Origin of the sequence: Escherichia sp. E4930, assembly GCF_005845405.1 — a bacterium.
In the GTDB taxonomy this organism is placed as follows: domain Bacteria; phylum Pseudomonadota; class Gammaproteobacteria; order Enterobacterales; family Enterobacteriaceae; genus Escherichia.
In genome coordinates, this window is sequence record NZ_VCDZ01000001.1 from 197,683 (window position 1) to 217,832 (window position 20,150).

Here is a 20,150-nt window from a genome sequence, read left to right on the forward strand (position 1 = left end):
ATGTCATCAGGCATCGACTCGATTACACCTCTTCGGCGGCAGGCAGCGGCCAGCCTCCCAGACGTTTCCAGCGATTGACGATTTCACAAAACAGCACAGCAGTGCGTTCGGTGTCGTACAGCGCGGAGTGCGCCTGGGTGCTGTCGAAGTCCATCCCCGCGGTCTGGCAGGCTTTTGATAATACGGTTTGTCCGAGAGCCAGCCCGGCCAGTGCCGCGGTGTCAAAAGTGGCGAAAGGGTGGAATGGGTTACGTTTCAGTGAGGCGCGTTCTGCGGCGGCCATCATAAAGCTGTGATCAAAATTGGCGTTGTGCGCCACCATAATGGCGCGGTTACAGCCGCTCGCTTTAATGCCTTTACGTACAACTTTAAAAATTTCGTGCAGCGCCTCGTATTCGCTGACCGCGCCGCGATCGGGATCGTTCGGGTCAATGCCGTTGAAGGCGAGGGCCTCTGGCTGCAAATTTGCGCCGACAAATGGTTCGACGTGGAAATGTAATGTGGTGTCCGGCATCAGCCAGCCTTGTTCATCCATTTTCAGGGTGATGGCGGCAATCTCAAGCAGCGCATCGGTTTTGGCGTTAAATCCGGCTGTTTCAACATCGATCACAACAGGATAAAAACCACGAAAACGGTCGCACAGACCGGTAAGTTGAGCGTTATCGGACATCTGATTCTCTTAATACGGATAAATTGCAGCGCGCATTATGACAAATATTACTTGTCGATGCAGTAAAGATGCGGGCGCGATGAGTTCGCGCCCGGCAGGAGATTAGTTGCCCAGACCGCGACCGGCGTCTTTCTCTTCGATTAATTCAATTTTGTAACCATCCGGATCTTCCACAAACGCGATAACCGTAGTACCGCCTTTTACCGGACCCGCTTCACGGGTGACGTTACCCCCGTTCTGACGGATTTTTTCGCACGCTTCAGCGGCGTTATCTACGCTAAGCGCGATGTGACCATAAGCAGTGCCGAGTTCGTATTTATCCACGCCCCAGTTGTAGGTCAGTTCAATCACCGCTTCTTCGGTTTCCGGGCCGTAGCCAACAAACGCCAGTGAGTATTTGTATTCCGGGTTTTCGCTGGTACGCAGCAGTTTCATGCCCAGCACTTTGGTATAAAAATCGATGGAGCGTTGCAGATCGCCAACGCGCAGCATGGTATGAAGAAGACGCATCTTTATATCCTCAAAATGGCTAACAGATTCAAAATGTTGTTTTAGTATAGCGGCGGCTTTACGCCGCTCGCAATGTTGGATTATAGCGTCGGGTAATCGGTATAGCCTTCCGCGCCGCCACCGTAGAAACTTTCAGCACGTTGTGGGTTAAGCTCGGCTTTGCGCTGCAAGCGGGCGACCAGATCCGGGTTCGCAATCCAGTCACGCCCAAATGCCACCGCATCAATTAGCCCTTTACCGATCAGCATTTCTGCTTTTTCTACCGTGTATGCACCTGCGCCGATAATCGGACCGTGGAAACGGGCGCGTACTTTTTCGCGAAACGCCTCGGTATATGGTTTGCCGCCTGCCCAGTCTGGTTCTGACATATGCAGGTAAGCAATGCCGCGTTTGCCCAGTTGTTCAATCAGATACAGCGCATCGGCTTCTTCATTCGGGCCGTTATCCGTATTCTGGAAAGTACCAATTGGCGAAACGCGAATGCCAATGCGATCGGCTCCCCATTCTTCAATCCCGGCATCAACGACTTCCAGTACCAGGCGTGCGCGATTTTCCACGCTGCCGCCGTACTGATCGGTACGATGGTTTGAAGAAGGGGAAAGGAACTGATGCAGCAAATAACCGTGAGCGGAGTGGAGCTCCACCAGATCAAACCCGGCTTCACGCGCGTTAGCGATGGCCTGACGGAAATCATTGACGATACCCGGAATTTCTTCCAGTTCCAGTGCCCGCGGCGTGGATGTTTCAACACGGATCGCCTGACCATTTTCATCGCGCAGAGAAGTACGTGTTCCCGCGCTAAGTGCTGAAGGCGCTACCGGTGCCTGGCCGCCAGGTTGCAGGCTGGCGTGAGAAATGCGTCCGGTGTGCCACAGCTGTACGGCCATATGACCATTTTCAGCATGAACGCCAGCGGTGATTTTTTTCCATGCGGCAATTTGCTCCGGGCTATGGATGCCTGGCGCGCCTGCATATCCTTTTGCCTGGGCAGAAATTTGCGTGGCTTCGCTAATAATCAAACCAGCACTGGCACGTTGGCGATAGTATTCCGCCATCAACGGGGTAGGGATGTCACCCGGTTCAATACTGCGCAGACGCGTTAGTGGTGCCATAAAAATACGGTTTGCCGCCGTGATCGCGCCTACTTTCAGTGGGGAATACAGTTTTTCAGATGACATAAAGGCTCCCGGTCGTCTGGTGATAAAAAAGCCTACTAAACGGCAGGCGTCGCAATAATGGTTTTTACATGTGCCAGCGCGTTTTCCAGTGGTTCGGAATTGCGCGAAATTTTGGCCTGCAGATTCGCACCCAGCCATAGTGCGTAAAGCACTTGCGCCTGTTGCAGCGGTTCGCCACAAAAGGTTAAACAATGGTTCTCACGGCCATTTTCCAGCGCCTGCGAGAGCAGGGCGATCACGCCGCTAGCGCCTTTATCCATCGCGCTGCGCATATCTTCTGACAGATCGCACACTTCGGCAGAGAGTTTTACTGTCAGGCAACCACTGATGGTTCCGTGTTGGCAAAACTGGTTCAGCGTCTGCTGGTAATAAGCCAGTATGCGGTCGCGGTAATTACCTTCGCCGGATTGCAGTAACTCTGTTAGTCGCTGGTGATATGCTGCGTAATGACGTTCAAGCATGGCAACGCCAAACGCTTCTTTAGAGCGAAAGTAGTGATAGAAGGATCCTTTCGGCACTTCAGCGGTCTTCAGTAATTCGCTTAATCCCATCCCGGTGAATCCACGTTGCAGGCAAAGTTGCTCACCCGTCGCCAGGAGGTGTTCGCGAGTATCATGTTCGGTGTGTTTGTTCATGCGTTCGAGTGTAGTAGACCAGTCGGTCTAGTGCAAGCAAAGTTGCTACTTTGGGCATTAAGAGCTTCAATAGTGGTAATAATCTCATTTCAGGGGGGCGAAGTGGCGGAGCAACTAGAGTTCTTTCCCGTCCAGAGCCCGTGCCGGGGAATTTGCCAGTCTGATGAGCGCGGGTTTTGTCGCGGCTGTTTTCGAAGCCGGGACGAGCGTTTTAACTGGAATAATATGAGCGATGGCGAAAAACAAGAGGTGCTGCGCCTTTGTCGGCAACGGCTGATGCGTAAATTACGCGCAAATAAGCCAACGTCATCAGATGAACCGGAGCAACCATCACTCTTTTGAGCATAATCTTGCGTATACTCCTCTCATATCTGATAAGAGGAAGCGATTATGGTTCAGCGTATTACTATTGCGCCGCAAGGCCCGGAGTTATCCCGTTTTGTGATGGGCTACTGGCGACTGATGGACTGGAATATGTCTGCCCGTCAGTTGGTTAGCTTTATTGAGGAGCATCTGGATCTCGGCATTACCACTGTGGACCATGCTGATATTTATGGCGGCTATCAGTGCGAAGCAGCGTTTGGCGAGGCGCTGAAGCTGGCGCCTCATCTGCGTGAACGGATGGAAATCGTCAGCAAATGTGGCATCGCAACGACCGCGCGTGAAGAAAACGTCATTGGTCATTACATCACTGACCGCGACCATATTATTAAAAGCGCCGAACAGTCGCTGATTAATCTCGCGACCGATCATCTGGATCTGCTGTTAATCCACCGTCCCGACCCGTTAATGGATGCCGATGAAGTGGCGGATGCGTTTAAACATCTGCATCAGAGCGGCAAAGTGCGCCATTTTGGCGTCTCCAACTTCACGTCTGCGCAATTTGCCCTGTTGCAATCACGCCTGCCATTTACCCTTGCCACTAATCAGGTGGAAATATCCCCGGTGCATCAGCCGTTGCTGCTGGATGGCACGCTCGACCAACTGCAACAACTGCGTGTTCGTCCGATGGCGTGGTCGTGCCTTGGTGGTGGACGTCTGTTCAATGATGATTTTTTCCAGCCGCTGCGTGATGAACTCGCTGTGATAGCCCAGGAATTAAACGCGGCCACTATTGAGCAGGTTGTTTATGCCTGGATATTACGTCTGCCGTCGCAACCGTTGCCGATAATTGGTTCCGGTAAAATTGAGCGCGTACGGGCTGCTGTAGAGGCAGAAGCCCTGAAAATGACGCGTCAGCAGTGGTTCCGTATCCGTAAAGCGGCACTGGGTTACGACGTACCATAAACACTTTTAGGAATAGCCGCCGTTCAAATATGTGTCACTGGTTTACACTTAACGGGTATGCACAATGAACGGAGGTCCTATGAAGCGTTTTAGTCTGGCTATTCTGGCGCTGGTTGTTGCGACCGGCGCACAAGCGGCCAGTGAAAAAGTCGAGATGAACCTCGTTACGTCGCAAGGGGTTGGGCAGTCAATAGGTAGCGTAACTATTACTGAAACCGATAAAGGTCTGGAGTTTTCACCCGATCTGAAAGCATTACCCCCCGGTGAACATGGCTTCCATATTCATGCTAAAGGAAGCTGCCAGCCAGCCACCAAAGATGGCAAAGCCAGCGCCGCGGAATCTGCAGGCGGGCATCTTGATCCACAAAAAACCAACAAGCATGAAGGGCCGGAAGGTGCGGGACATTTAGGCGATCTGCCTGCGCTGGTGGTCAATAATGACGGCAAGGCGACCGATGCCGTTATTGCGCCTCGTCTGAAATCACTCGATGAAATCAAAGACAAGGCGCTGATGATCCACGTTGGCGGCGATAATATGTCCGATCAACCTAAACCGCTGGGCGGTGGCGGTGAACGCTATGCCTGTGGTGTTATTAAGTAGTTAAGAGGCCAGCGTACCTTGCGGCGGTGCTTGCTCAAGTTGTGAAAGCGAGCAGTATAGTCGCCAGACTATCGCCGCCAGCTCACGGGCGGCAGGCTGATGATGCCGGGCAAGGCTGTCGCAAATCCGCTGTAATTCTTCAAGTGTGGCTGCCAGCGATTTTTGCTGAACGCCACGCTCACTCATCACTCCCCGCAACAGCGAAATACAGTTATCCCGCACTTGTGATAACGGATCAGAACGTGACTCCCACTCGCGTAATTGCCAGACAACATGCGAACAGTTCAGTAGCACCACCCCCCAACGTAATAACCAGCGGCGCGCCAGCGCATCCTGGCTGTTGCTCAACTGACTGACGTGATGATAAGTGAGCGATTCAAATTCGCTTTCACTCAGTGTTGGATGGCGGCTTAGTTGATCGACAAAATCCCGGCGCAGCGCGCGAATATGACGACGGCTTTTACGAGCATCTGATCCTGGACGCAGAATGGCGAACGCTAACCACGCCAACGCCACGCCAACGATTTTTGCCAGATTATCGTTAAGAAAATCAGCAAAATCATACACCGGGGGATTAGTGACAGCGATAAATGATCCCATAAAAACAATCAGTTGCCCCCATAATGCAGCTTGTTTTGGCAATTGTATTTTGAGTAGCTGCATCGTTGCCAGCAGGGGGAAAAGAAACAGCAAAAATTGCCACAGCTCGCTAATTTGGACCATCAGGCCAAATTTAACCACAAAGCTAAAGAACGAAAGCAATACCAGCGTGCGCATCAGCAGCGACAATGACTTAAACGGTGCTGCGACGGCGGAGTAAAGGACGCAGCTAATTGCAGCCAGGGTTAATGCATTGGCTCCGGCATCCCATTGCGAGGCAATACTCCACGCACCAATCATCATCAACGTACAAAATGTCCGCAGCCCGCTCCACATGGCTTCTGCATTATCGGTATGACGTGCCAGCCCGGACGCGCGAGGGAGTCTGGTTTGATCATCTACGCCGCTTTGCAGACGATGTAATTCCTGACTACTTTGCAGATAAAGGCGGCAAAAATAACGTAGTCGATGCCAGAAGGCGACGTGCTGGTAGTCAGCTGAGTTCGTCGGGCGTAGCGGGGCAATAATGCGTGCGACGGTGTAAAAATCCGTTTGCCCGCTGGCGAGGGTCGTTAGCAACTGTTCAAGAATTTCCCGTATAGCACCAGGGGGTGATGGCCAGTTGAGCAACATACGCCGCAAGCTCGAAATTACGCTGGTCATGCGTAATTGCTGGTGGAGTAACGCATTGAGGCGCGCGTTTTGCTGGCGGAAGCGATAGTGGCTCCAGAAAGCCTGGATACGCAGCAAATTCATGGTCAGTATCTGCCCAATCACCCCTTCATGTGCGGTACGAATGGCATCGGTTGTTTCAGGCTGCCAGAGTAAACTGGCATGTTCCAGTAAACGGGCGTGCATGTTTTTCAATGCGGTCAAAAGGGCAGTGGCATCGGAAGTGCTCGGCAGAATCATCATCATCATCCCACCGCAGAGAATACCGACGATCACTTCGCAAACGCGCGCCTGGGCGATGTCCCACAACTGGCTTGCTTCAGTGATATTGACCATCGGGAAGGCGATAATCGCGGCTGTGTAACCCGCCAGTTGAAACGCATAGGCCACGTTATTCGTGAAATGCGCGCAGGCCCAGGTACAAAAACCAAGCCATGCCGACATGCTCAACAGGAAGAACCACGGTTCGTTGAGAGTATGCCCGGCAAGGATTAGCGCCGCGATAGCCCCCAGCAAACTGCCAGCGATGCGCCCCAGGCTTTTGCTGATGACACCGCCAACTGTCGGAAAGCTCACTACCGCGGCTGACGTCATCGCCCAATAGGGCTCGTCCAGATTTAAATAATAAGCAACAGTCAGCGCCAGACACATGGCAAGGGTATTGCGCAACGCATAGCGCCATTGTGCCAGCGTGGCCTTAAACCAGGGCAGATTGCGCAGAGACCATGACCAGGCGTTCATTACTGACCTACTGCGATACTACAAGTTGTGCCGGATACTAGCGTGACATCGCCGGGAACATTATCAAGGGCAAAGCGAACCGGGACGCGCTGGGCGAGACGAACCCAGGGAACGTTAGGTTTAACGTCTGGAATCAGGCTGGAATCGTTTTCCACACTCTGATCATAAATTGCCCGACCGATACTGGAGACGTGACCCTGTAACGTTTTGTTGTCGCTATAGAGCGTAATGTGTGCTGGCGCACCGTCGCGGATATGCCGCAATTTGGTTTCTTCAAAATAACCAATGACGTAAAACGAGTGACTGTCCACCAGGGCAAACAGCGGTTTTCCTGTGTCGGCGTAGTCGCCGATGCGGGTAGTGAGGTTGGTGACCCATCCGCTGACCGGGGCGCGAATTTCCGTTTGTGCCAGTTGCCATTGTGCCTGTTTCAGCGTTGCTTGTGCAGCATCGACACTGGCCTGCATCGCTTTAACATTGAGGTTTGCCGTATCCAGTTCTTCGGCAGAGATAAAATTTTGCGAGAGATGACGGCGGCGATTGGCCTCATTATTGGCTCTGGCAAGATCCGATTGCGCTTTCGCCAGTTGGGCCTGGGTATTCAGTTCGGCAATCTGGAAGGGTGTTTTATCGATAGTGAACAGAATATCGCCAGCGTTAACCAACTGGTTGTCTTTTATATTCATCTCAACAATACGTCCGGACACTTGTGGGGTGATAGCGACCTGTTCCGCGCGTATTTTGCCATCCCGCGTCCACGGTGACTGCATGTAATAGTTCCAGAGCCACCACCCGGCGAGAACGGCAACTACTGCTACAATTATTGTTGAGAAATACTTAATGGTTTTAATTGACATAGTTACCACGCAATCAATATTGCCAGGGCGGAGCATACGCAGATCGCAAACAGCGACAAATCCATTAACAAGGGATGCCAGATGTCGCCCGCGTAGATCCAGTCGCGAAGCAGGCGGTGCAGGACAAGCCAGACGACGAATCCAAGCGCGAAGGCTTTGAAAAACGGAGGAAAGTAGACGGATGCACCGAACACCAGATCTTGTAGGGGCAATCCTGTTGCACTATGCATAAACTTCACAAAATAGATTCCTTTGAGGCTGAGTTTATTGCTTTAGATTAATAAATATTGTTTATGTGAGAGAAAATTACTCGCTATTTCTGAAAAGCATGTCTGACGGTAAGCAAATGCAGCAATCCATTTGTTTTAGCAATACAATTGCTGCACACTATTCTAAAAGCCGTATAATATCTTAGCAAGCTAATTATAAGGAGATGAAATTGGAATCGCCACTAGGTTCTGATCTGGCACGGTTGGTGCGCATATGGCGTGCTCTGATAGACCATCGCCTGAAACCCCTGGAGTTAACGCAAACCCATTGGGTGACGTTGCACAATATACATCAGTTACCTCCAGACCAGTCGCAAATTCAACTGGCAAAAGCGATCGGCATTGAGCAGCCATCACTGGTTCGTACGTTGGACCAACTGGAAGAAAAAGGGTTAATTTCGCGTCAAACTTGTCCCAGCGATCGGCGGGCCAAACGTATTAAACTGACGGAAAAGGCGGAGCCGCTGATTAGCGAAATGGAAGCTGTTATTAACAAGACCCGGGCGGAAATTTTGGATGGGATTTCAGCAGAGGAACTGGAACAACTGATTAGGCTCATTGCAAAACTTGAGCATAATATTACTGAGTTACAGGCCAAAGGGTGAAATAAAGGGGGCGTGTGGCCAGGTAGCTGACCACACGTCAACTTGTTTAGCGCGGGGAAACCGTCACCTGGCTGCCGTTGCTGGCCAGAACGACACGTTGTCCCGGAGAGAAATGGGTATTGCCCTGTTTCTGAACCACCATGATGGTGTTACCATCATCTTTACGAATTTCCAGCTCCACACCCTGTGTTTTGTTCATTGCGCTCTGTACACCCTGACCGGCTACGCCACCCGCGACGGCACCTGCTGCGGTAGCCAAAGAGCGTCCCGTACCACCACCAACGGTATTACCAAGAAAACCACCGAGAACTGCACCGCCAATTGCGCCGATGACGTTGGAATCATCACCGCCCTGAATTTGTACCTGCCGTACGTTAACGATTGTGCCGTAGCTGACATTCTGCACTTGCTTCGCTTCAGAGGCAGTATAAACATCACCAGATAGGGTATCGTTGTTAACACAACCAACAAGAGAAAGACCTACCATTGATACAACCAGTACGCGTTTAATCATTGAAAAATCTCCTGATTACCATGAAACGCCTCACGAGCATCCCTAATGGTCAAAGTTATTCGCATTAGTATAACCATGATTACATGTTCCACTAAAACATGATTAAATCATAATTAGAGTAGGGTTAACCAAGTATAAACAAAACATTCATATTAGTTATTGATGTGAATATAATCTTTTACTACCAACGATAAAAATCGGCTCTTATGCATGGAATTCGCGAAAGGTTTGTGTTTGAGTGGAACGCAAACATCAGGTTGAAAAAGGATGAACTATGAAATCAGGCCGCTTTATTGGGGTTATGTCAGGTACTAGCCTGGATGGTGTCGATGTTGTGTTAGCGACGATCGATGAACACCGGGTGGCGCAGCTGGCGAGTTTGAGCTGGCCGATTCCCCCATCAATCAAACAGGCGGTGCTGGATATTTGCCAGGGGCAACAGCTTACGCTCTCCCAGTTTGGTCAACTGGATACCCGACTTGGCTGCTTGTTTGCGGATGCCGTTAATGCACTATTAAAAGCAGAAAATTTACAGCCGAAAGATATCGTAGCTATCGGTTGTCATGGCCAGACCGTCTGGCACGAACCCATGGGCGTCGCGCCACATACGCTACAGATTGGTGATAACAATCAAATTGTTGCGCGGACTGGAATTACCGTCGTCGGGGATTTTCGCCGTCGCGATATCGCCTTAGGTGGCCAGGGCGCACCGCTGGTACCTGCTTTTCATCACGCATTGCTGGCCCATCCAACTGAGCGGCGAATGGTGCTTAATATTGGTGGTATTGCCAATCTGTCACTACTCATACCAGGGATGCCGGTAGGTGGCTACGATACCGGACCGGGCAACATGCTAATGGACGCATGGATCTGGCGTCAGGTCGGTAAACCTTACGATAAAGACGCTGAGTGGGCGCGGGCGGGCAAGGTTATTCTGCCGCTGCTGCAAAAAATGCTTAGCGATCCCTATTTTTCCCAGCCAGCACCCAAAAGCACCGGGCGCGAATACTTTAACTATGCCTGGCTGGAGCGCCATCTACGCGATTTCCCTGGCCTGGATGCGCGAGATGTTCAGGCAACACTGGCGGAACTCACCGCCGTGACCATTTCTGAACAAGTCTTGTTGAGCGGTGGCTGCGATCGATTGATGGTATGTGGTGGCGGAAGTCGCAATCCGCTGCTTATGGCGCGTCTGGCTGCATTACTGCCAGGTACTGAAGTGACCACCACCGATGCCGTTGGCATTAGTGGCGATGATATGGAAGCGTTAGCCTTCGCATGGCTTGCCTGGCGAACGCTGGCTGGGCTGCCCGGCAATCTACCTTCCGTTACCGGCGCAAGCGAGGAGACGGTGCTGGGCGCTATTTTCCCTGCCAACCCGCGATATCAGAGTTAACTGAATTTTTCTTACTGCGTCTGCCGTTACACTTGGAAGTTGAGGAGGGCGTTTTTGCCCTCCGGACCAGGAAAGTCTTCGGGATATGTTTATGAAAAAACTGTTACTACTTTGTCTGCCGCTATTTCTTACCGGCTGTGGCGCGTTTAATCAACTGGTTGAGCGCATGCAAACTGATACGCTGGAATACCAGTGTGATGAAAAACCGTTGACGGTCAAACTGAATAATCCGCGTCAGGAAGTTAGTTTTGTTTACGATAATCAACTGCTGCACCTTAAACAGGGTATTTCAGCTTCTGGCGCACGTTATACCGACGGTATCTACGTTTTCTGGTCAAAAGGTGATGAGGCGACGGTCTATAAACGTGACCGCATCGTCTTGAATAACTGTCAGTTACAAAATCCACAGCGTTGAGATTTTTCCAGGGGCGGCGCACAATAGCGTCACCCACTGACAATTTGTAAAGAAAACCATGGCCGATAACGACGAATTGCAGCAAATCGCGCATCTGCGCCGCGAATACACTAAAGGCGGTTTACGCCGCCGCGATCTTCCCGCCGATCCTTTAACCCTTTTTGAACGCTGGCTTTCTCAGGCCTGTGAAGCCAAACTGGCCGATCCTACTGCGATGGTCGTCGCCACCGTTGATGAACATGGCCAACCCTATCAGCGGATTGTTTTACTAAAACATTACGATGAAAAAGGGATGGTGTTTTACACCAACCTTGGCAGCCGTAAAGCACACCAAATCGAAAATAACCCGCGCGTTAGCCTGCTTTTTCCGTGGCATACCCTGGAACGCCAGGTGATGGTTACCGGTAAAGCGGAACGTCTTTCGACTCTCGAAGTGATGAAATATTTTCATAGCCGCCCGCGTGATAGCCAGATTGGCGCGTGGGTATCGAAGCAATCCAGCCGTATTTCTGCGCGTGGGATCCTTGAAAGCAAATTCCTGGAATTGAAGCAGAAGTTTCAGCAGGGCGAAGTGCCGTTGCCGAGTTTTTGGGGCGGTTTTCGCGTCAGCCTTGAACAGATTGAGTTCTGGCAGGGCGGTGAGCATCGGCTGCATGACCGCTTTTTGTACCAGCGTGAAAACGAGGCGTGGAAAATCGATCGCCTCGCACCCTGAAAAGATGCAAAAATCTTGCTTTAATCGCTGGTACTCCTGATTCCGGCACTTTATTCTATGTCTCTTTCGCATCTGGCGAAAAGTCGTGTACCGGCAAAGGTGCAGTCGTTATATACATGGAGATTTTGATGGCAAGCAGTAACTTGATTAAACAATTGCAAGAGCGGGGGCTAGTGGCCCAGGTGACGGACGAAGAAGCGTTAGCAGAGCGACTGGCGCAAGGCCCGATCGCGCTCTATTGCGGCTTCGATCCTACCGCTGACAGCTTGCATTTGGGGCATCTTGTTCCATTGTTATGCCTGAAACGCTTCCAGCAGGCGGGCCACAAGCCGGTTGCGCTGGTAGGCGGCGCCACGGGTTTGATTGGCGACCCGAGCTTCAAAGCTGCCGAGCGTAAGCTGAACACTGAAGAAACTGTTCAGGAGTGGGTGGACAAAATCCGCAAGCAGGTTGCCCCGTTCCTCGATTTCGACTGCGGAGAAAACTCTGCTATCGCAGCGAACAACTATGACTGGTTCGGCAATATGAATGTGCTGACCTTCCTGCGCGATATCGGCAAACACTTCTCCGTTAACCAGATGATCAACAAAGAAGCGGTTAAACAGCGTCTCAACCGTGAAGATCAGGGGATTTCGTTTACCGAGTTTTCCTACAACCTGTTGCAGGGCTATGACTTTGCCTGCCTGAACAAACAGTACGGTGTGGTGCTGCAAATCGGCGGTTCTGACCAGTGGGGTAACATCACCTCTGGTATCGATCTGACCCGTCGTCTGCATCAGAACCAGGTGTTTGGCCTGACCGTTCCGCTGATCACCAAAGCAGACGGCACTAAGTTCGGTAAAACTGAAGGTGGTGCAGTATGGCTGGATCCGAAGAAAACCAGTCCGTACAAGTTCTACCAGTTCTGGATCAATACTGCTGATGCTGACGTTTACCGCTTCCTGAAGTTCTTTACCTTTATGAGCATTGAAGAGATCAATGCCCTCGAAGAAGAAGACAAAAACAGCGGTAAAGCGCCGCGCGCTCAGTATGTGCTGGCGGAGCAGGTGACGCGTCTGGTTCACGGTGAAGAAGGTCTGCAAGCTGCGAAACGTATTACCGAGTGCCTGTTCAGCGGTTCTCTGAGTGCGCTGAGTGAAGCGGACTTCGAACAACTGGCGCAGGACGGCGTACCGATGGTAGAGATGGAAAAAGGCGCTGATCTGATGCAGGCGTTGGTTGATTCTGAACTGCAACCTTCTCGTGGTCAGGCGCGTAAAACTATCGCCTCTAATGCCATCACCATTAATGGTGAAAAACAGTCCGATCCAGAATACTTCTTTAAAGAAGAAGATCGTCTGTTTGGTCGTTATACCTTACTTCGTCGCGGCAAAAAGAATTACTGTCTGATTTGCTGGAAATAATGCATTAAGTGGAAAGGGGGGTGAGAAATCACTCCCCCTGATTTTTATACAGGGAACACGATGAAAAATATTCTCGCTATCCAGTCTCACGTTGTCTATGGTCATGCGGGTAACAGCGCGGCAGAGTTTCCAATGCGCCGCCTGGGCGCAAATGTCTGGCCGCTCAACACCGTTCAATTTTCTAATCACACTCAATACGGCAAATGGACCGGCTGTGTTATGCCGCCCAGCCATTTAACCGAAATTGTGCAAGGCATTGCTGCCATCGATAAGTTGCACACTTGTGATGCTGTATTAAGCGGCTATCTGGGTTCGGCGGAGCAGGGCGAGCATATCCTCGGTATTGTCCGTCAGGTGAAAGCGGCGAACCCGCAGGCGAAATATTTTTGCGATCCGGTAATGGGACACCCCGAAAAAGGCTGTATCGTTGCGCCAGGTGTGGCGGAGTTCCACGTGCGTCACGGTCTTCCTGCCAGCGATATCATCGCGCCTAATCTGGTTGAGCTGGAAATCCTCTGCGAGCATCCGGTACATAACGTCGAAGATGCGGTTAAAGCTGCGCGCGAACTTATTGCTCAGGGGCCTGAAATCGTACTGGTGAAACATCTGGCGCGTGCCGGTTACAGCACAGAACGTTTTGAAATGCTGCTGGTCACTGCCGATGAAGCATGGCATATCGACCGTCCTCTGGTAGATTTTGGCACGCGTCAGCCAGTAGGTGTTGGTGATGTGACGAGCGGGTTACTGCTGGTGAAACTACTACAGGGCGCAACGTTGCAGCAGGCGCTGGAGCATGTGACCGCGGCGGTATACGAAATTATGGTAACCACCAAAGCAATGCAGGAATATGAGCTGCAAGTTGTAGCTGCCCAGGATCGTATTGCTAAACCAGAACACTACTTCAGTGCGACGAAGCTCTGAAAAGTGTCTTGTCGGCCCACAGTATCCTGCGGGCCGATAAACCATTACTGCAAGCCTTCTGCTGTTAGCGCGGCTTTTACCGTCGGACGTTCAGCCATACGCTGCATATGGGCGGCAATATGCGCTAAACCTTCCAGATTCAATTTCACCCCATATGCCCAGCGCAGTACAGTAAACAGATAGGCGTCAGCAATAGTAAAACGTTGCCCGCAAATCCAGTTATCCTCTTTCAGCGCATCGTTAACGTACTGCAGTTTTTTCTCCAGCTGTGCGCGTGCAGTCGGCTTGAACTCTTCCGGTGTAGCCGGGTGAAACAGCGGAGTAAAGCCTTTATGCAACTCAGTGGCGATATAGTTCAGCCATTCGATGGTTTTATAGCGAGAAATACTGTTTACCGGAGCCAGTAACTGGCGGTCGGGGACGCTGTCGGCAAGATACTGCATAATGGCCACGCCTTCCGTAAGCAGAGTGCCATCGTCCAGCAGCAGAGCAGGAACCTGCCCTTTAGGATTAATCGCAAAGTAATCATCGCCGTTTTCCAGACGTTTTTTCATTAAATCCACACTGGTGAGCGTAAAGTCCTTTCCGCTCTCACGCAGGATGATATGGGAAGCAAGAGAGCAGGCGCCCGGTTTGTAGAACAGTTTCATCGGTAACTCCTTTTGGCTGTGGTTTAAAGTATGGTAGTGCGTTGCTGAACAAAAAAAAAAGCCGCTAACGAAAAGTTAGCGGCTTGTAAAAGAGTTTCCCTGAAATTTACGCTACGGCAGCTTTCGCCGCTTTATCAGCAGCATCGTCCTGAGTCATACGATGCAGTTTCGGCGCGGTCAGCAGCATCAGCACTGCAATAACGGCAGTGGCGACACCAATCTGTAAGAACACGCGGCCATAGACTTCCAGCGACATCAGCGGATCGGTTACGTTATCCGGTACAGCCATCATGCCCGCAACATAACCACCAATCAGGTTCGCACCGGCAGTGGTCAGGAACCAGCTACCCATAATGAAGCCCATCAGACGCTGTGGAACGAGCTGCGCAACCATTGCCAGACCCAGACCGGAGATCATCAGTTCACCGATACTCTGCAGGCCATAGCTTGCGACCAGCCAGCTTACAGACACGATACCGGCGTCAGAGGCGAATTTCGCGCCCAGTGGCAGGATCAGGAACGCGCCAGAACACATCACCATACCGATAGCAAACTTAGTCGGCATCGGCAGGGTATCGCCCATCTTGTTATAGATAGCGGCGAGAATCGGGCTACCAATGATGATCCAGAACGGGTTCAGTGCCTGATACTGTTCAGGTTCTACGGCCAGGCCCAGAATGGTGTGCTCAACGTTACGGATTGCAAAGAAGTTCAGAGACGTCGGCATCTGGCTGTACAGCACGAAGAAGATGATTGCTTCAAGCATCAGGATGAAAGCAACGATCATTTTACGACGTGCAGCACCTTTCATTGCAAAGGCTTCTTTACCGAAGATAACCACGATACCGAAGGCAACAACGCCCAGCGCCATACGCGCAACGTCCTGGTTGTGCAGCAGCCAGGTGGCAATAGCAATCAGCGCGACAACACCAATAATGGTTAACAGCAGATTGCGGTAGTTGATCGGCACGAAGTCAGGTTTTGAACCGTACTGCTTAACCCAGCGTTGGCAAAAGGCGAAGTTAACGATGGTGATCAACAGACCAACTACGCTAAGGGCGAATGCGACGCTCCAGCCATACTTGGCTGCTAACCACGGCGTTGCAATCATAGAGAAGAATGAACCGATGTTGACGGACATGTAGTACATGGTGAATGCACCGTCCAGACGTGGATCGTTTTTCTCGTAGCAAGTTGACAGCAGTGAAGACGGGTTGGCTTTAAACAGGCCGTTACCGACCGCAATTGCCGCCATACCCATATAGACGATACCGGCATCGTGACCAGACCAGGCAACCAGCGCATAGCCAATAGCCAGCACAATAGCACCAAGCATAATGACGCGTTTTGTACCCAGTACTTTATCGCCTAACCAACCACCAATAGCGACAAGACCATAAACCAGGGCGCTAAAGGAAGAGAAAAGTGTGATTGAATCCGCTTCGGACATACCCAGTTGTTTAACCAGGTAAACAGCCATAATTCCTTGTAGGCCGTAATAACCAAAACGTTCCCATAACTCGATCGAGAAGATGAGATAGAACGCCTTCGGTTGTTTGAAAGCGTTCAAACTAACGCTTTCTGTTGGTTTTTGGTTTGCAGTGGACACTTTTACCTCTTTTTTTACATCCCATATTAACGGGGGTGCTTTCTCGCGTGATGTCTAATAAACATACGCGCAATTGTTATAGTGGGAGGGGAAACGGCAGGTAATGTTCACTATCTTGCACTTTCAGACAAGTCCTTTGTAATAATCTGTTACATATAACTGGCATGGAGAAATCATCGGCCCATTGAAATGTTATCCAGCGTTAAATTTTTCAAAAAACGTAACGGCAGATTTTTTCACTACCAGAAGAGGGGAGATACTGATATTTGGCGATATGTTCTACTGTAAGGTGTTTTATGTAGTGAGAAAGTCCATTATCTGAAAAATAGACAGTGTAATGTTTTGTAGGTTTATGCCCTGGTTGAATCAATGCCTTGTCAAATTTAACTTAAACAGAGCAATATTTTTACATTATGACATCAATGTGATCTTGATCACGAATAGATAGAAAATTTCGCTATTAAAAAAACAATTAACCTGCATTTTTGGTTATTCACAAACGGATTGCCTGATAATGATGCCGCGAGGCGGCATCATTGACGTTAACAAGATGTTTTATAAGAGGATGAGAAATAGTTATGAATGGGATAACGATGTTACCCCTTTTCGTCAGATGTCAACTTTCTCTTTGTATTCACAAAGATCTTCAATAATGCAGGAGCCACAGCGAGGCTTGCGGGCAATACAGGTGTAACGCCCGTGGAGGATTAACCAGTGGTGGCAATCGACTTTGAATTCTGCCGGAACCACTTTGAGTAGTTTTTCTTCAACCTGTTCGACATTTTTCCCCGGTGCAAATTGGGTGCGATTACAGACGCGGAAAATGTGCGTATCTACAGCAATGGTCGGCCAACCGAAAGCAGTATTCAATACCACGTTTGCTGTTTTACGCCCTACACCGGGCAGGGCTTCCAGCGCAGCGCGATCTTCCGGAACTTCGCCATTATGCTGTTCGAGCAAAATACGGCAGGTTTTGATGATATTTTCTGCTTTGCTGTTATATAGCCCAATGGTTTTGATATACGTTTTAACCCCATCGACGCCCAGTTCGAGCATTGCGGCAGGTGTATTGGCCACCGGGTAAAGCTTTGCCGTCGCCTTATTGACGCTGACATCGGTCGCCTGGGCGGAAAGCAGTACAGCAATCAACAATTCAAAAGGCGAACTGAAATTAAGTTCGGTTGTAGGATGAGGGTTGTTCTCACGCAGGCGAGTGAGGATCTCCAGTCGTTTTGCTTTGTTCATCAGACATTCCCTGTTTCACCGTTTGGCAACTCGCGTGTAGCAGCTGCTTCAGCACGGCGCTTTTTCATTCTTTCATCAATCAGATATTTTCCCGCCAGCATCAGCCCCAGACCAATGAATGCGCCTGGCGGTAACATTGCTAACAGGAAGGGAGAATCGGTATGGAAGATCTCTACCCGCAGTACTTTGGCCCAGCTACCTAACAGCGCATCGGCACCGTCAAACAATGTTCCGTTGCCGATGATTTCGCGTAGTGAACCCAGTACGAACATGGCGCAGGTTGCGCCCATGCCTATCGAAAAACCATCAAGTGCGGAGAGCGCCGGACCTTTTTTTGCGGCGAAGGCTTCCGCACGGCCAACAACGATACAGTTAGTGACAATCAGAGGAATAAAAATCCCTAACGATTGATACAGGCCAAAGGCGTATGCGTTAATCAGCATTTGTACGGCGCTGACCACCGAGGCGATGATCATCACGTAAATCGGGATTCGGATTTCGGCTGGCGTCCAGTGACGCAGCGTCGAGATGGTCAGGTTGGTGAGAGTCAACACCAGCGTTGTCGCAAGCCCTAAACCCAGTGCGTTGGTGGCAGTGGAAGTGACCGCCAGCAGCGGACAGAGGCCAAGTAACTGGACCAGCGCAGAGTTGTTCTTCCATAACCCCTGAACAATAACGTCTTTAATTTCGCTCACGGTTTATTCTCCACAGGCAGGAAGTTGAGAAAGTTGTGCTGGCAACGTTTGGGCATACAATCCGGCGTGTTTTACCGCATTCACCACCGCGCGAGGCGTAATGGTCGCCCCGGTGAACTGGTCGAAATCACCACCATCTTTCTTCACCGCCCAGTGAGCGTCATCCGCACCGCTGATTTGTTTACCCGCAAAATGGGTGATCCAGTCAGAAAGGCGTAGTTCGATTTTGTCGCCAAGTCCCGGCGTTTCGTGATGTTCTGTCACGCGGGTGCCAAGTACCGTGCCGTTAAAATCGGCCCCAACCAACAACTGAATCGCACCGGAATAACCATCCGGCGCGGTGGCCTCCAGAACGGCAGCTACCGGTTTATCATCCTGTTTCGCGATGTAAATCCGATGTTCACCTTTTCCTAACTCTGGCGCAGTCACTATATAGCAACTTTGGGCCAGCTCGTTGTTATAGCGATCGGCTGGTAACACCTGATCAAATAACGCTTTTTGTTGCAGGCTAGCCTGTTCAGCAATCGTGGCTTTGGTCATCTGGTTGATGGCAGCCGTTAAACCTGTTGAACCAGCGGCGAACAGCGCCAGCGTAATACCGTGTTTTCGGATAGTCTTCAGCATGGTTTATCCTTTGCGATGGCCGTATACGCGTGGACGCGTGTAGTAATCGATCAGAGGAACCGTGATGTTCGCCAGCAGGACAGCGAAGGCAACGCCGTCAGGATAGCCACCAAAACTGCGGATCAGCCAGACTAATAATCCCGCCAGCGCACCGAAAATCAGACGACCACGATTGGTGGTAGACGCGGTGACTGGATCGGTCAGAATAAAGAATGCACCGAGCATGGTCGCGCCAGACAGCAGATGAATCTGCGGCGAAGCTAGTGTTTCGGGGGCGAACAACCAACCCAGCGTTGCGCACAAGGCCAGTGTCACTAAGAAACTGACGGGAATATGCCAACGAATCGCTTTCTGCCATAGCAGCCACACGCCACCAACCAGCCAGGCGAGGTTTACCCATTGCCAGCCAGCGCCCGCGAGAACACCGCTGTAGATTGGATACTGCATAATCTGTTCAACCGAATGACCGGCGCGTACAGATGTTTTGAACGTATCCAGCGGTGTCGCCTGGCTAATGCCATCGATACCTAAGCGAAGTGTGTTCATATCACCACCACTGGCGGTATGACCGCTGAAGATAATCTGTACAGCGTCAATGAATCCAGGGATGTTGACCGCAATCTCATGCGGCGGCAACCAGCTGGTCATCTGTACCGGGAAGGAGATCAGTAATACCACATAACCAATCATTGCCGGGTTAAACGGATTTTGCCCCAGACCGCCATACAGCTGTTTAGCGATGATTACGGCAAACACCGTGCCGAGTACCACCATCCACCACGGCGCAAGAGGCGGGATACTTACCGCCAGTAATAAGCCCGTTAGCAATGCTGAGTTATCTTTTAAGGTTGTAGCTACAGATTGCTTGCGCAGTTTGAGTACGAGAGCTTCGGCTAAGAGTGCACTGACCGAAGCCAACAGGATTTGAACGAGAGTACCCCAGCCAAAAAACCACAGTTGCGCAGCGATGCCAGGGACGGTTGCGACCAGCACCAGCAGCATGATGCGCGATGTCTGGCGCTGGTTATGGGTATAAGGGGAGCTAGCTATTCTGAATACCATTTAGTCCTCGTTTACAACCTTTTGCTGAGCGGCTTTTTTTGCCTGAACCCGGGCGATCGCCGCGGCAACTGCAGCTTTGCGGGGATCAACCTGTTCTTCCTGCTCTCCGTTGGCCTGCTGCTGTTCCAGCTTGCGCGCTTTAGCACGGGCGATAGCGGCTTCGAACGGCAGCTTTACGCGGGTCAATCTGTTCTTCTGGCTCTACGTTGGCCTGCTGCTGTTCCTGCTTGCGCGCTTTGGCGCGGGCGATAGCGGCTTCAACGGCAGCTTTACGCG

The 20,150-nt window shown here is 51.0% G+C and carries 24 protein-coding genes; 9 read left to right on the forward strand and 15 right to left on the reverse strand.

Annotated elements, in window-relative coordinates:
- Positions 1–22: 22 nt before the first annotated feature.
- From rnt to nemR, 4 genes are all read right to left on the reverse strand, one after another.
- Positions 23–670, reverse strand: a complete 648-nt coding sequence (gene rnt / locus FFT88_RS00990; RefSeq protein ID WP_001282281.1) for a ribonuclease T — start codon at positions 668–670, stop codon at positions 23–25.
- A 102-nt stretch (positions 671–772) separates the two neighbouring features.
- Complete coding sequence (gene gloA / locus FFT88_RS00995) at positions 773–1,180, reverse strand: lactoylglutathione lyase (RefSeq protein ID WP_001237796.1); 408 nt, start codon at positions 1,178–1,180, stop codon at positions 773–775.
- 80 nt (positions 1,181–1,260) lie between these two features.
- On the reverse strand, positions 1,261–2,358 hold the full coding sequence (gene nemA / locus FFT88_RS01000; protein ID WP_135405853.1) for an N-ethylmaleimide reductase: 1,098 nt from the start codon (positions 2,356–2,358) through the stop codon (positions 1,261–1,263).
- Between the two features lie 35 nt (positions 2,359–2,393).
- Entirely contained in the window at positions 2,394–2,993 is a 600-nt protein-coding gene (gene nemR, locus FFT88_RS01005; RefSeq protein ID WP_135405854.1) for a DNA-binding transcriptional regulator NemR, read from the reverse strand.
- A 102-nt stretch (positions 2,994–3,095) separates the two neighbouring features.
- Between nemR and FFT88_RS01010 the strand changes: the two genes are divergently transcribed.
- The 3 genes from FFT88_RS01010 to sodC all read left to right on the forward strand — a co-directional run bounded on the left by FFT88_RS01010 (position 3,096) and on the right by sodC (position 4,881).
- Positions 3,096–3,335: a DUF1289 domain-containing protein gene (locus FFT88_RS01010; protein ID WP_024258169.1), complete on the forward strand. Its 240-nt coding sequence runs from the start codon at positions 3,096–3,098 to the stop codon at positions 3,333–3,335.
- A 48-nt stretch (positions 3,336–3,383) separates the two neighbouring features.
- Entirely contained in the window at positions 3,384–4,280 is an 897-nt protein-coding gene (locus tag FFT88_RS01015; protein ID WP_135405855.1) for an aldo/keto reductase family oxidoreductase, read from the forward strand.
- 79 nt (positions 4,281–4,359) lie between these two features.
- On the forward strand, positions 4,360–4,881 hold the full coding sequence (gene sodC / locus FFT88_RS01020; RefSeq protein WP_135405856.1) for a superoxide dismutase [Cu-Zn] SodC: 522 nt from the start codon (positions 4,360–4,362) through the stop codon (positions 4,879–4,881).
- On the opposite strand, the gene FFT88_RS01025 is transcribed toward sodC, so the two are convergent.
- From FFT88_RS01025 to FFT88_RS01035, 3 genes are read right to left on the reverse strand one after another with little or no spacing between them, the layout of a single operon-like run.
- A complete protein-coding gene (locus tag FFT88_RS01025; protein ID WP_135405857.1) occupies positions 4,882–6,894 on the reverse strand; it encodes an FUSC family protein in 2,013 nt (670 codons plus the stop codon). It abuts the gene before it with no gap.
- A complete protein-coding gene (locus FFT88_RS01030; protein WP_135405858.1) occupies positions 6,894–7,751 on the reverse strand; it encodes an HlyD family secretion protein in 858 nt (285 codons plus the stop codon). Before FFT88_RS01030 ends, FFT88_RS01025 begins: the two co-directional genes overlap by 1 nt.
- A 2-nt stretch (positions 7,752–7,753) precedes the next feature.
- The gene (locus FFT88_RS01035) at positions 7,754–7,990 is read right to left on the reverse strand and encodes a DUF1656 domain-containing protein (RefSeq protein WP_130208178.1); all 237 of its coding nucleotides are present in this window, start codon (positions 7,988–7,990) and stop codon (positions 7,754–7,756) included.
- A gap of 200 nt (positions 7,991–8,190) precedes the next feature.
- Here FFT88_RS01035 and slyA point away from each other — a divergent pair, with 200 nt between their 5' ends.
- Positions 8,191–8,625: a transcriptional regulator SlyA gene (slyA, locus tag FFT88_RS01040; protein WP_064530079.1), complete on the forward strand. Its 435-nt coding sequence runs from the start codon at positions 8,191–8,193 to the stop codon at positions 8,623–8,625.
- A 46-nt stretch (positions 8,626–8,671) separates the two neighbouring features.
- On the opposite strand, the gene slyB is transcribed toward slyA, so the two are convergent.
- Complete coding sequence (slyB, locus tag FFT88_RS01045) at positions 8,672–9,139, reverse strand: outer membrane lipoprotein SlyB (RefSeq protein ID WP_064530029.1); 468 nt, start codon at positions 9,137–9,139, stop codon at positions 8,672–8,674.
- Between the two features lie 274 nt (positions 9,140–9,413).
- Between slyB and anmK the strand changes: the two genes are divergently transcribed.
- From anmK to pdxY, 5 genes are all read left to right on the forward strand, one after another.
- Positions 9,414–10,535: an anhydro-N-acetylmuramic acid kinase gene (anmK, locus tag FFT88_RS01050; protein WP_135405859.1), complete on the forward strand. Its 1,122-nt coding sequence runs from the start codon at positions 9,414–9,416 to the stop codon at positions 10,533–10,535.
- 85 nt (positions 10,536–10,620) lie between these two features.
- Positions 10,621–10,950: a C-type lysozyme inhibitor gene (mliC, locus tag FFT88_RS01055; RefSeq protein WP_130208174.1), complete on the forward strand. Its 330-nt coding sequence runs from the start codon at positions 10,621–10,623 to the stop codon at positions 10,948–10,950.
- Between the two features lie 58 nt (positions 10,951–11,008).
- A complete protein-coding gene (gene pdxH, locus FFT88_RS01060) occupies positions 11,009–11,665 on the forward strand; it encodes a pyridoxamine 5'-phosphate oxidase (RefSeq protein ID WP_130224736.1) in 657 nt (218 codons plus the stop codon).
- A gap of 128 nt (positions 11,666–11,793) precedes the next feature.
- Positions 11,794–13,068, forward strand: coding sequence for a tyrosine--tRNA ligase (tyrS, locus tag FFT88_RS01065; protein WP_053264059.1), 1,275 nt, complete (start codon positions 11,794–11,796; stop codon positions 13,066–13,068).
- Between the two features lie 60 nt (positions 13,069–13,128).
- Positions 13,129–13,989, forward strand: coding sequence for a pyridoxal kinase PdxY (gene pdxY / locus FFT88_RS01070; protein ID WP_130219000.1), 861 nt, complete (start codon positions 13,129–13,131; stop codon positions 13,987–13,989).
- A 44-nt stretch (positions 13,990–14,033) separates the two neighbouring features.
- On the opposite strand, the gene gstA is transcribed toward pdxY, so the two are convergent.
- From gstA to FFT88_RS01105, 7 genes are all read right to left on the reverse strand, one after another.
- Entirely contained in the window at positions 14,034–14,639 is a 606-nt protein-coding gene (gene gstA / locus FFT88_RS01075; RefSeq protein WP_135405860.1) for a glutathione transferase GstA, read from the reverse strand.
- Positions 14,640–14,745: 106 nt separating this feature from the next.
- Positions 14,746–16,248 (reverse strand): dipeptide/tripeptide permease DtpA, encoded by a 1,503-nt coding sequence (gene dtpA / locus FFT88_RS01080; RefSeq protein ID WP_135405861.1) that lies wholly within the window; start codon positions 16,246–16,248, stop codon positions 14,746–14,748.
- Positions 16,249–16,857: 609 nt separating this feature from the next.
- Positions 16,858–17,493: an endonuclease III gene (gene nth, locus FFT88_RS01085; protein ID WP_001030332.1), complete on the reverse strand. Its 636-nt coding sequence runs from the start codon at positions 17,491–17,493 to the stop codon at positions 16,858–16,860.
- Positions 17,493–18,188, reverse strand: coding sequence for an electron transport complex subunit RsxE (gene rsxE, locus FFT88_RS01090; protein WP_064530022.1), 696 nt, complete (start codon positions 18,186–18,188; stop codon positions 17,493–17,495). The genes nth and rsxE overlap by 1 nt, the downstream gene beginning before the upstream one ends.
- A gap of 3 nt (positions 18,189–18,191) precedes the next feature.
- Positions 18,192–18,812, reverse strand: a complete 621-nt coding sequence (rsxG, locus tag FFT88_RS01095) for an electron transport complex subunit RsxG (RefSeq protein ID WP_130219004.1) — start codon at positions 18,810–18,812, stop codon at positions 18,192–18,194.
- Positions 18,813–18,815: 3 nt separating this feature from the next.
- Positions 18,816–19,874, reverse strand: coding sequence for an electron transport complex subunit RsxD (rsxD, locus tag FFT88_RS01100; RefSeq protein WP_135405862.1), 1,059 nt, complete (start codon positions 19,872–19,874; stop codon positions 18,816–18,818).
- The gene (locus tag FFT88_RS01105) at positions 19,875–20,060 is read right to left on the reverse strand and encodes a hypothetical protein (protein ID WP_276609669.1); all 186 of its coding nucleotides are present in this window, start codon (positions 20,058–20,060) and stop codon (positions 19,875–19,877) included. It lies immediately after the preceding gene.
- Positions 20,061–20,150 lie beyond the last annotated feature (90 nt).

Coding starts and splice junctions, on each gene's coding strand:
- rnt (WP_001282281.1), bottom strand. CDS start 670: ATGTCCGATAACGCTCAACTTACCGGTCTGTGCGACCGTTTTCGTGGT.
- gloA (WP_001237796.1), bottom strand. CDS start 1,180: ATGCGTCTTCTTCATACCATGCTGCGCGTTGGCGATCTGCAACGCTCC.
- nemA (WP_135405853.1), bottom strand. CDS start 2,358: ATGTCATCTGAAAAACTGTATTCCCCACTGAAAGTAGGCGCGATCACG.
- nemR (WP_135405854.1), bottom strand. CDS start 2,993: ATGAACAAACACACCGAACATGATACTCGCGAACACCTCCTGGCGACG.
- FFT88_RS01015 (WP_135405855.1), top strand. CDS start 3,384: ATGGTTCAGCGTATTACTATTGCGCCGCAAGGCCCGGAGTTATCCCGT.
- sodC (WP_135405856.1), top strand. CDS start 4,360: ATGAAGCGTTTTAGTCTGGCTATTCTGGCGCTGGTTGTTGCGACCGGC.
- FFT88_RS01025 (WP_135405857.1), bottom strand. CDS start 6,894: ATGAACGCCTGGTCATGGTCTCTGCGCAATCTGCCCTGGTTTAAGGCC.
- FFT88_RS01030 (WP_135405858.1), bottom strand. CDS start 7,751: ATGTCAATTAAAACCATTAAGTATTTCTCAACAATAATTGTAGCAGTA.
- slyB (WP_064530029.1), bottom strand. CDS start 9,139: ATGATTAAACGCGTACTGGTTGTATCAATGGTAGGTCTTTCTCTTGTT.
- anmK (WP_135405859.1), top strand. CDS start 9,414: ATGAAATCAGGCCGCTTTATTGGGGTTATGTCAGGTACTAGCCTGGAT.
- mliC (WP_130208174.1), top strand. CDS start 10,621: ATGTTTATGAAAAAACTGTTACTACTTTGTCTGCCGCTATTTCTTACC.
- pdxH (WP_130224736.1), top strand. CDS start 11,009: ATGGCCGATAACGACGAATTGCAGCAAATCGCGCATCTGCGCCGCGAA.
- tyrS (WP_053264059.1), top strand. CDS start 11,794: ATGGCAAGCAGTAACTTGATTAAACAATTGCAAGAGCGGGGGCTAGTG.
- pdxY (WP_130219000.1), top strand. CDS start 13,129: ATGAAAAATATTCTCGCTATCCAGTCTCACGTTGTCTATGGTCATGCG.
- gstA (WP_135405860.1), bottom strand. CDS start 14,639: ATGAAACTGTTCTACAAACCGGGCGCCTGCTCTCTTGCTTCCCATATC.
- nth (WP_001030332.1), bottom strand. CDS start 17,493: ATGAACAAAGCAAAACGACTGGAGATCCTCACTCGCCTGCGTGAGAAC.
- rsxG (WP_130219004.1), bottom strand. CDS start 18,812: ATGCTGAAGACTATCCGAAAACACGGTATTACGCTGGCGCTGTTCGCC.
- rsxD (WP_135405862.1), bottom strand. CDS start 19,874: ATGGTATTCAGAATAGCTAGCTCCCCTTATACCCATAACCAGCGCCAG.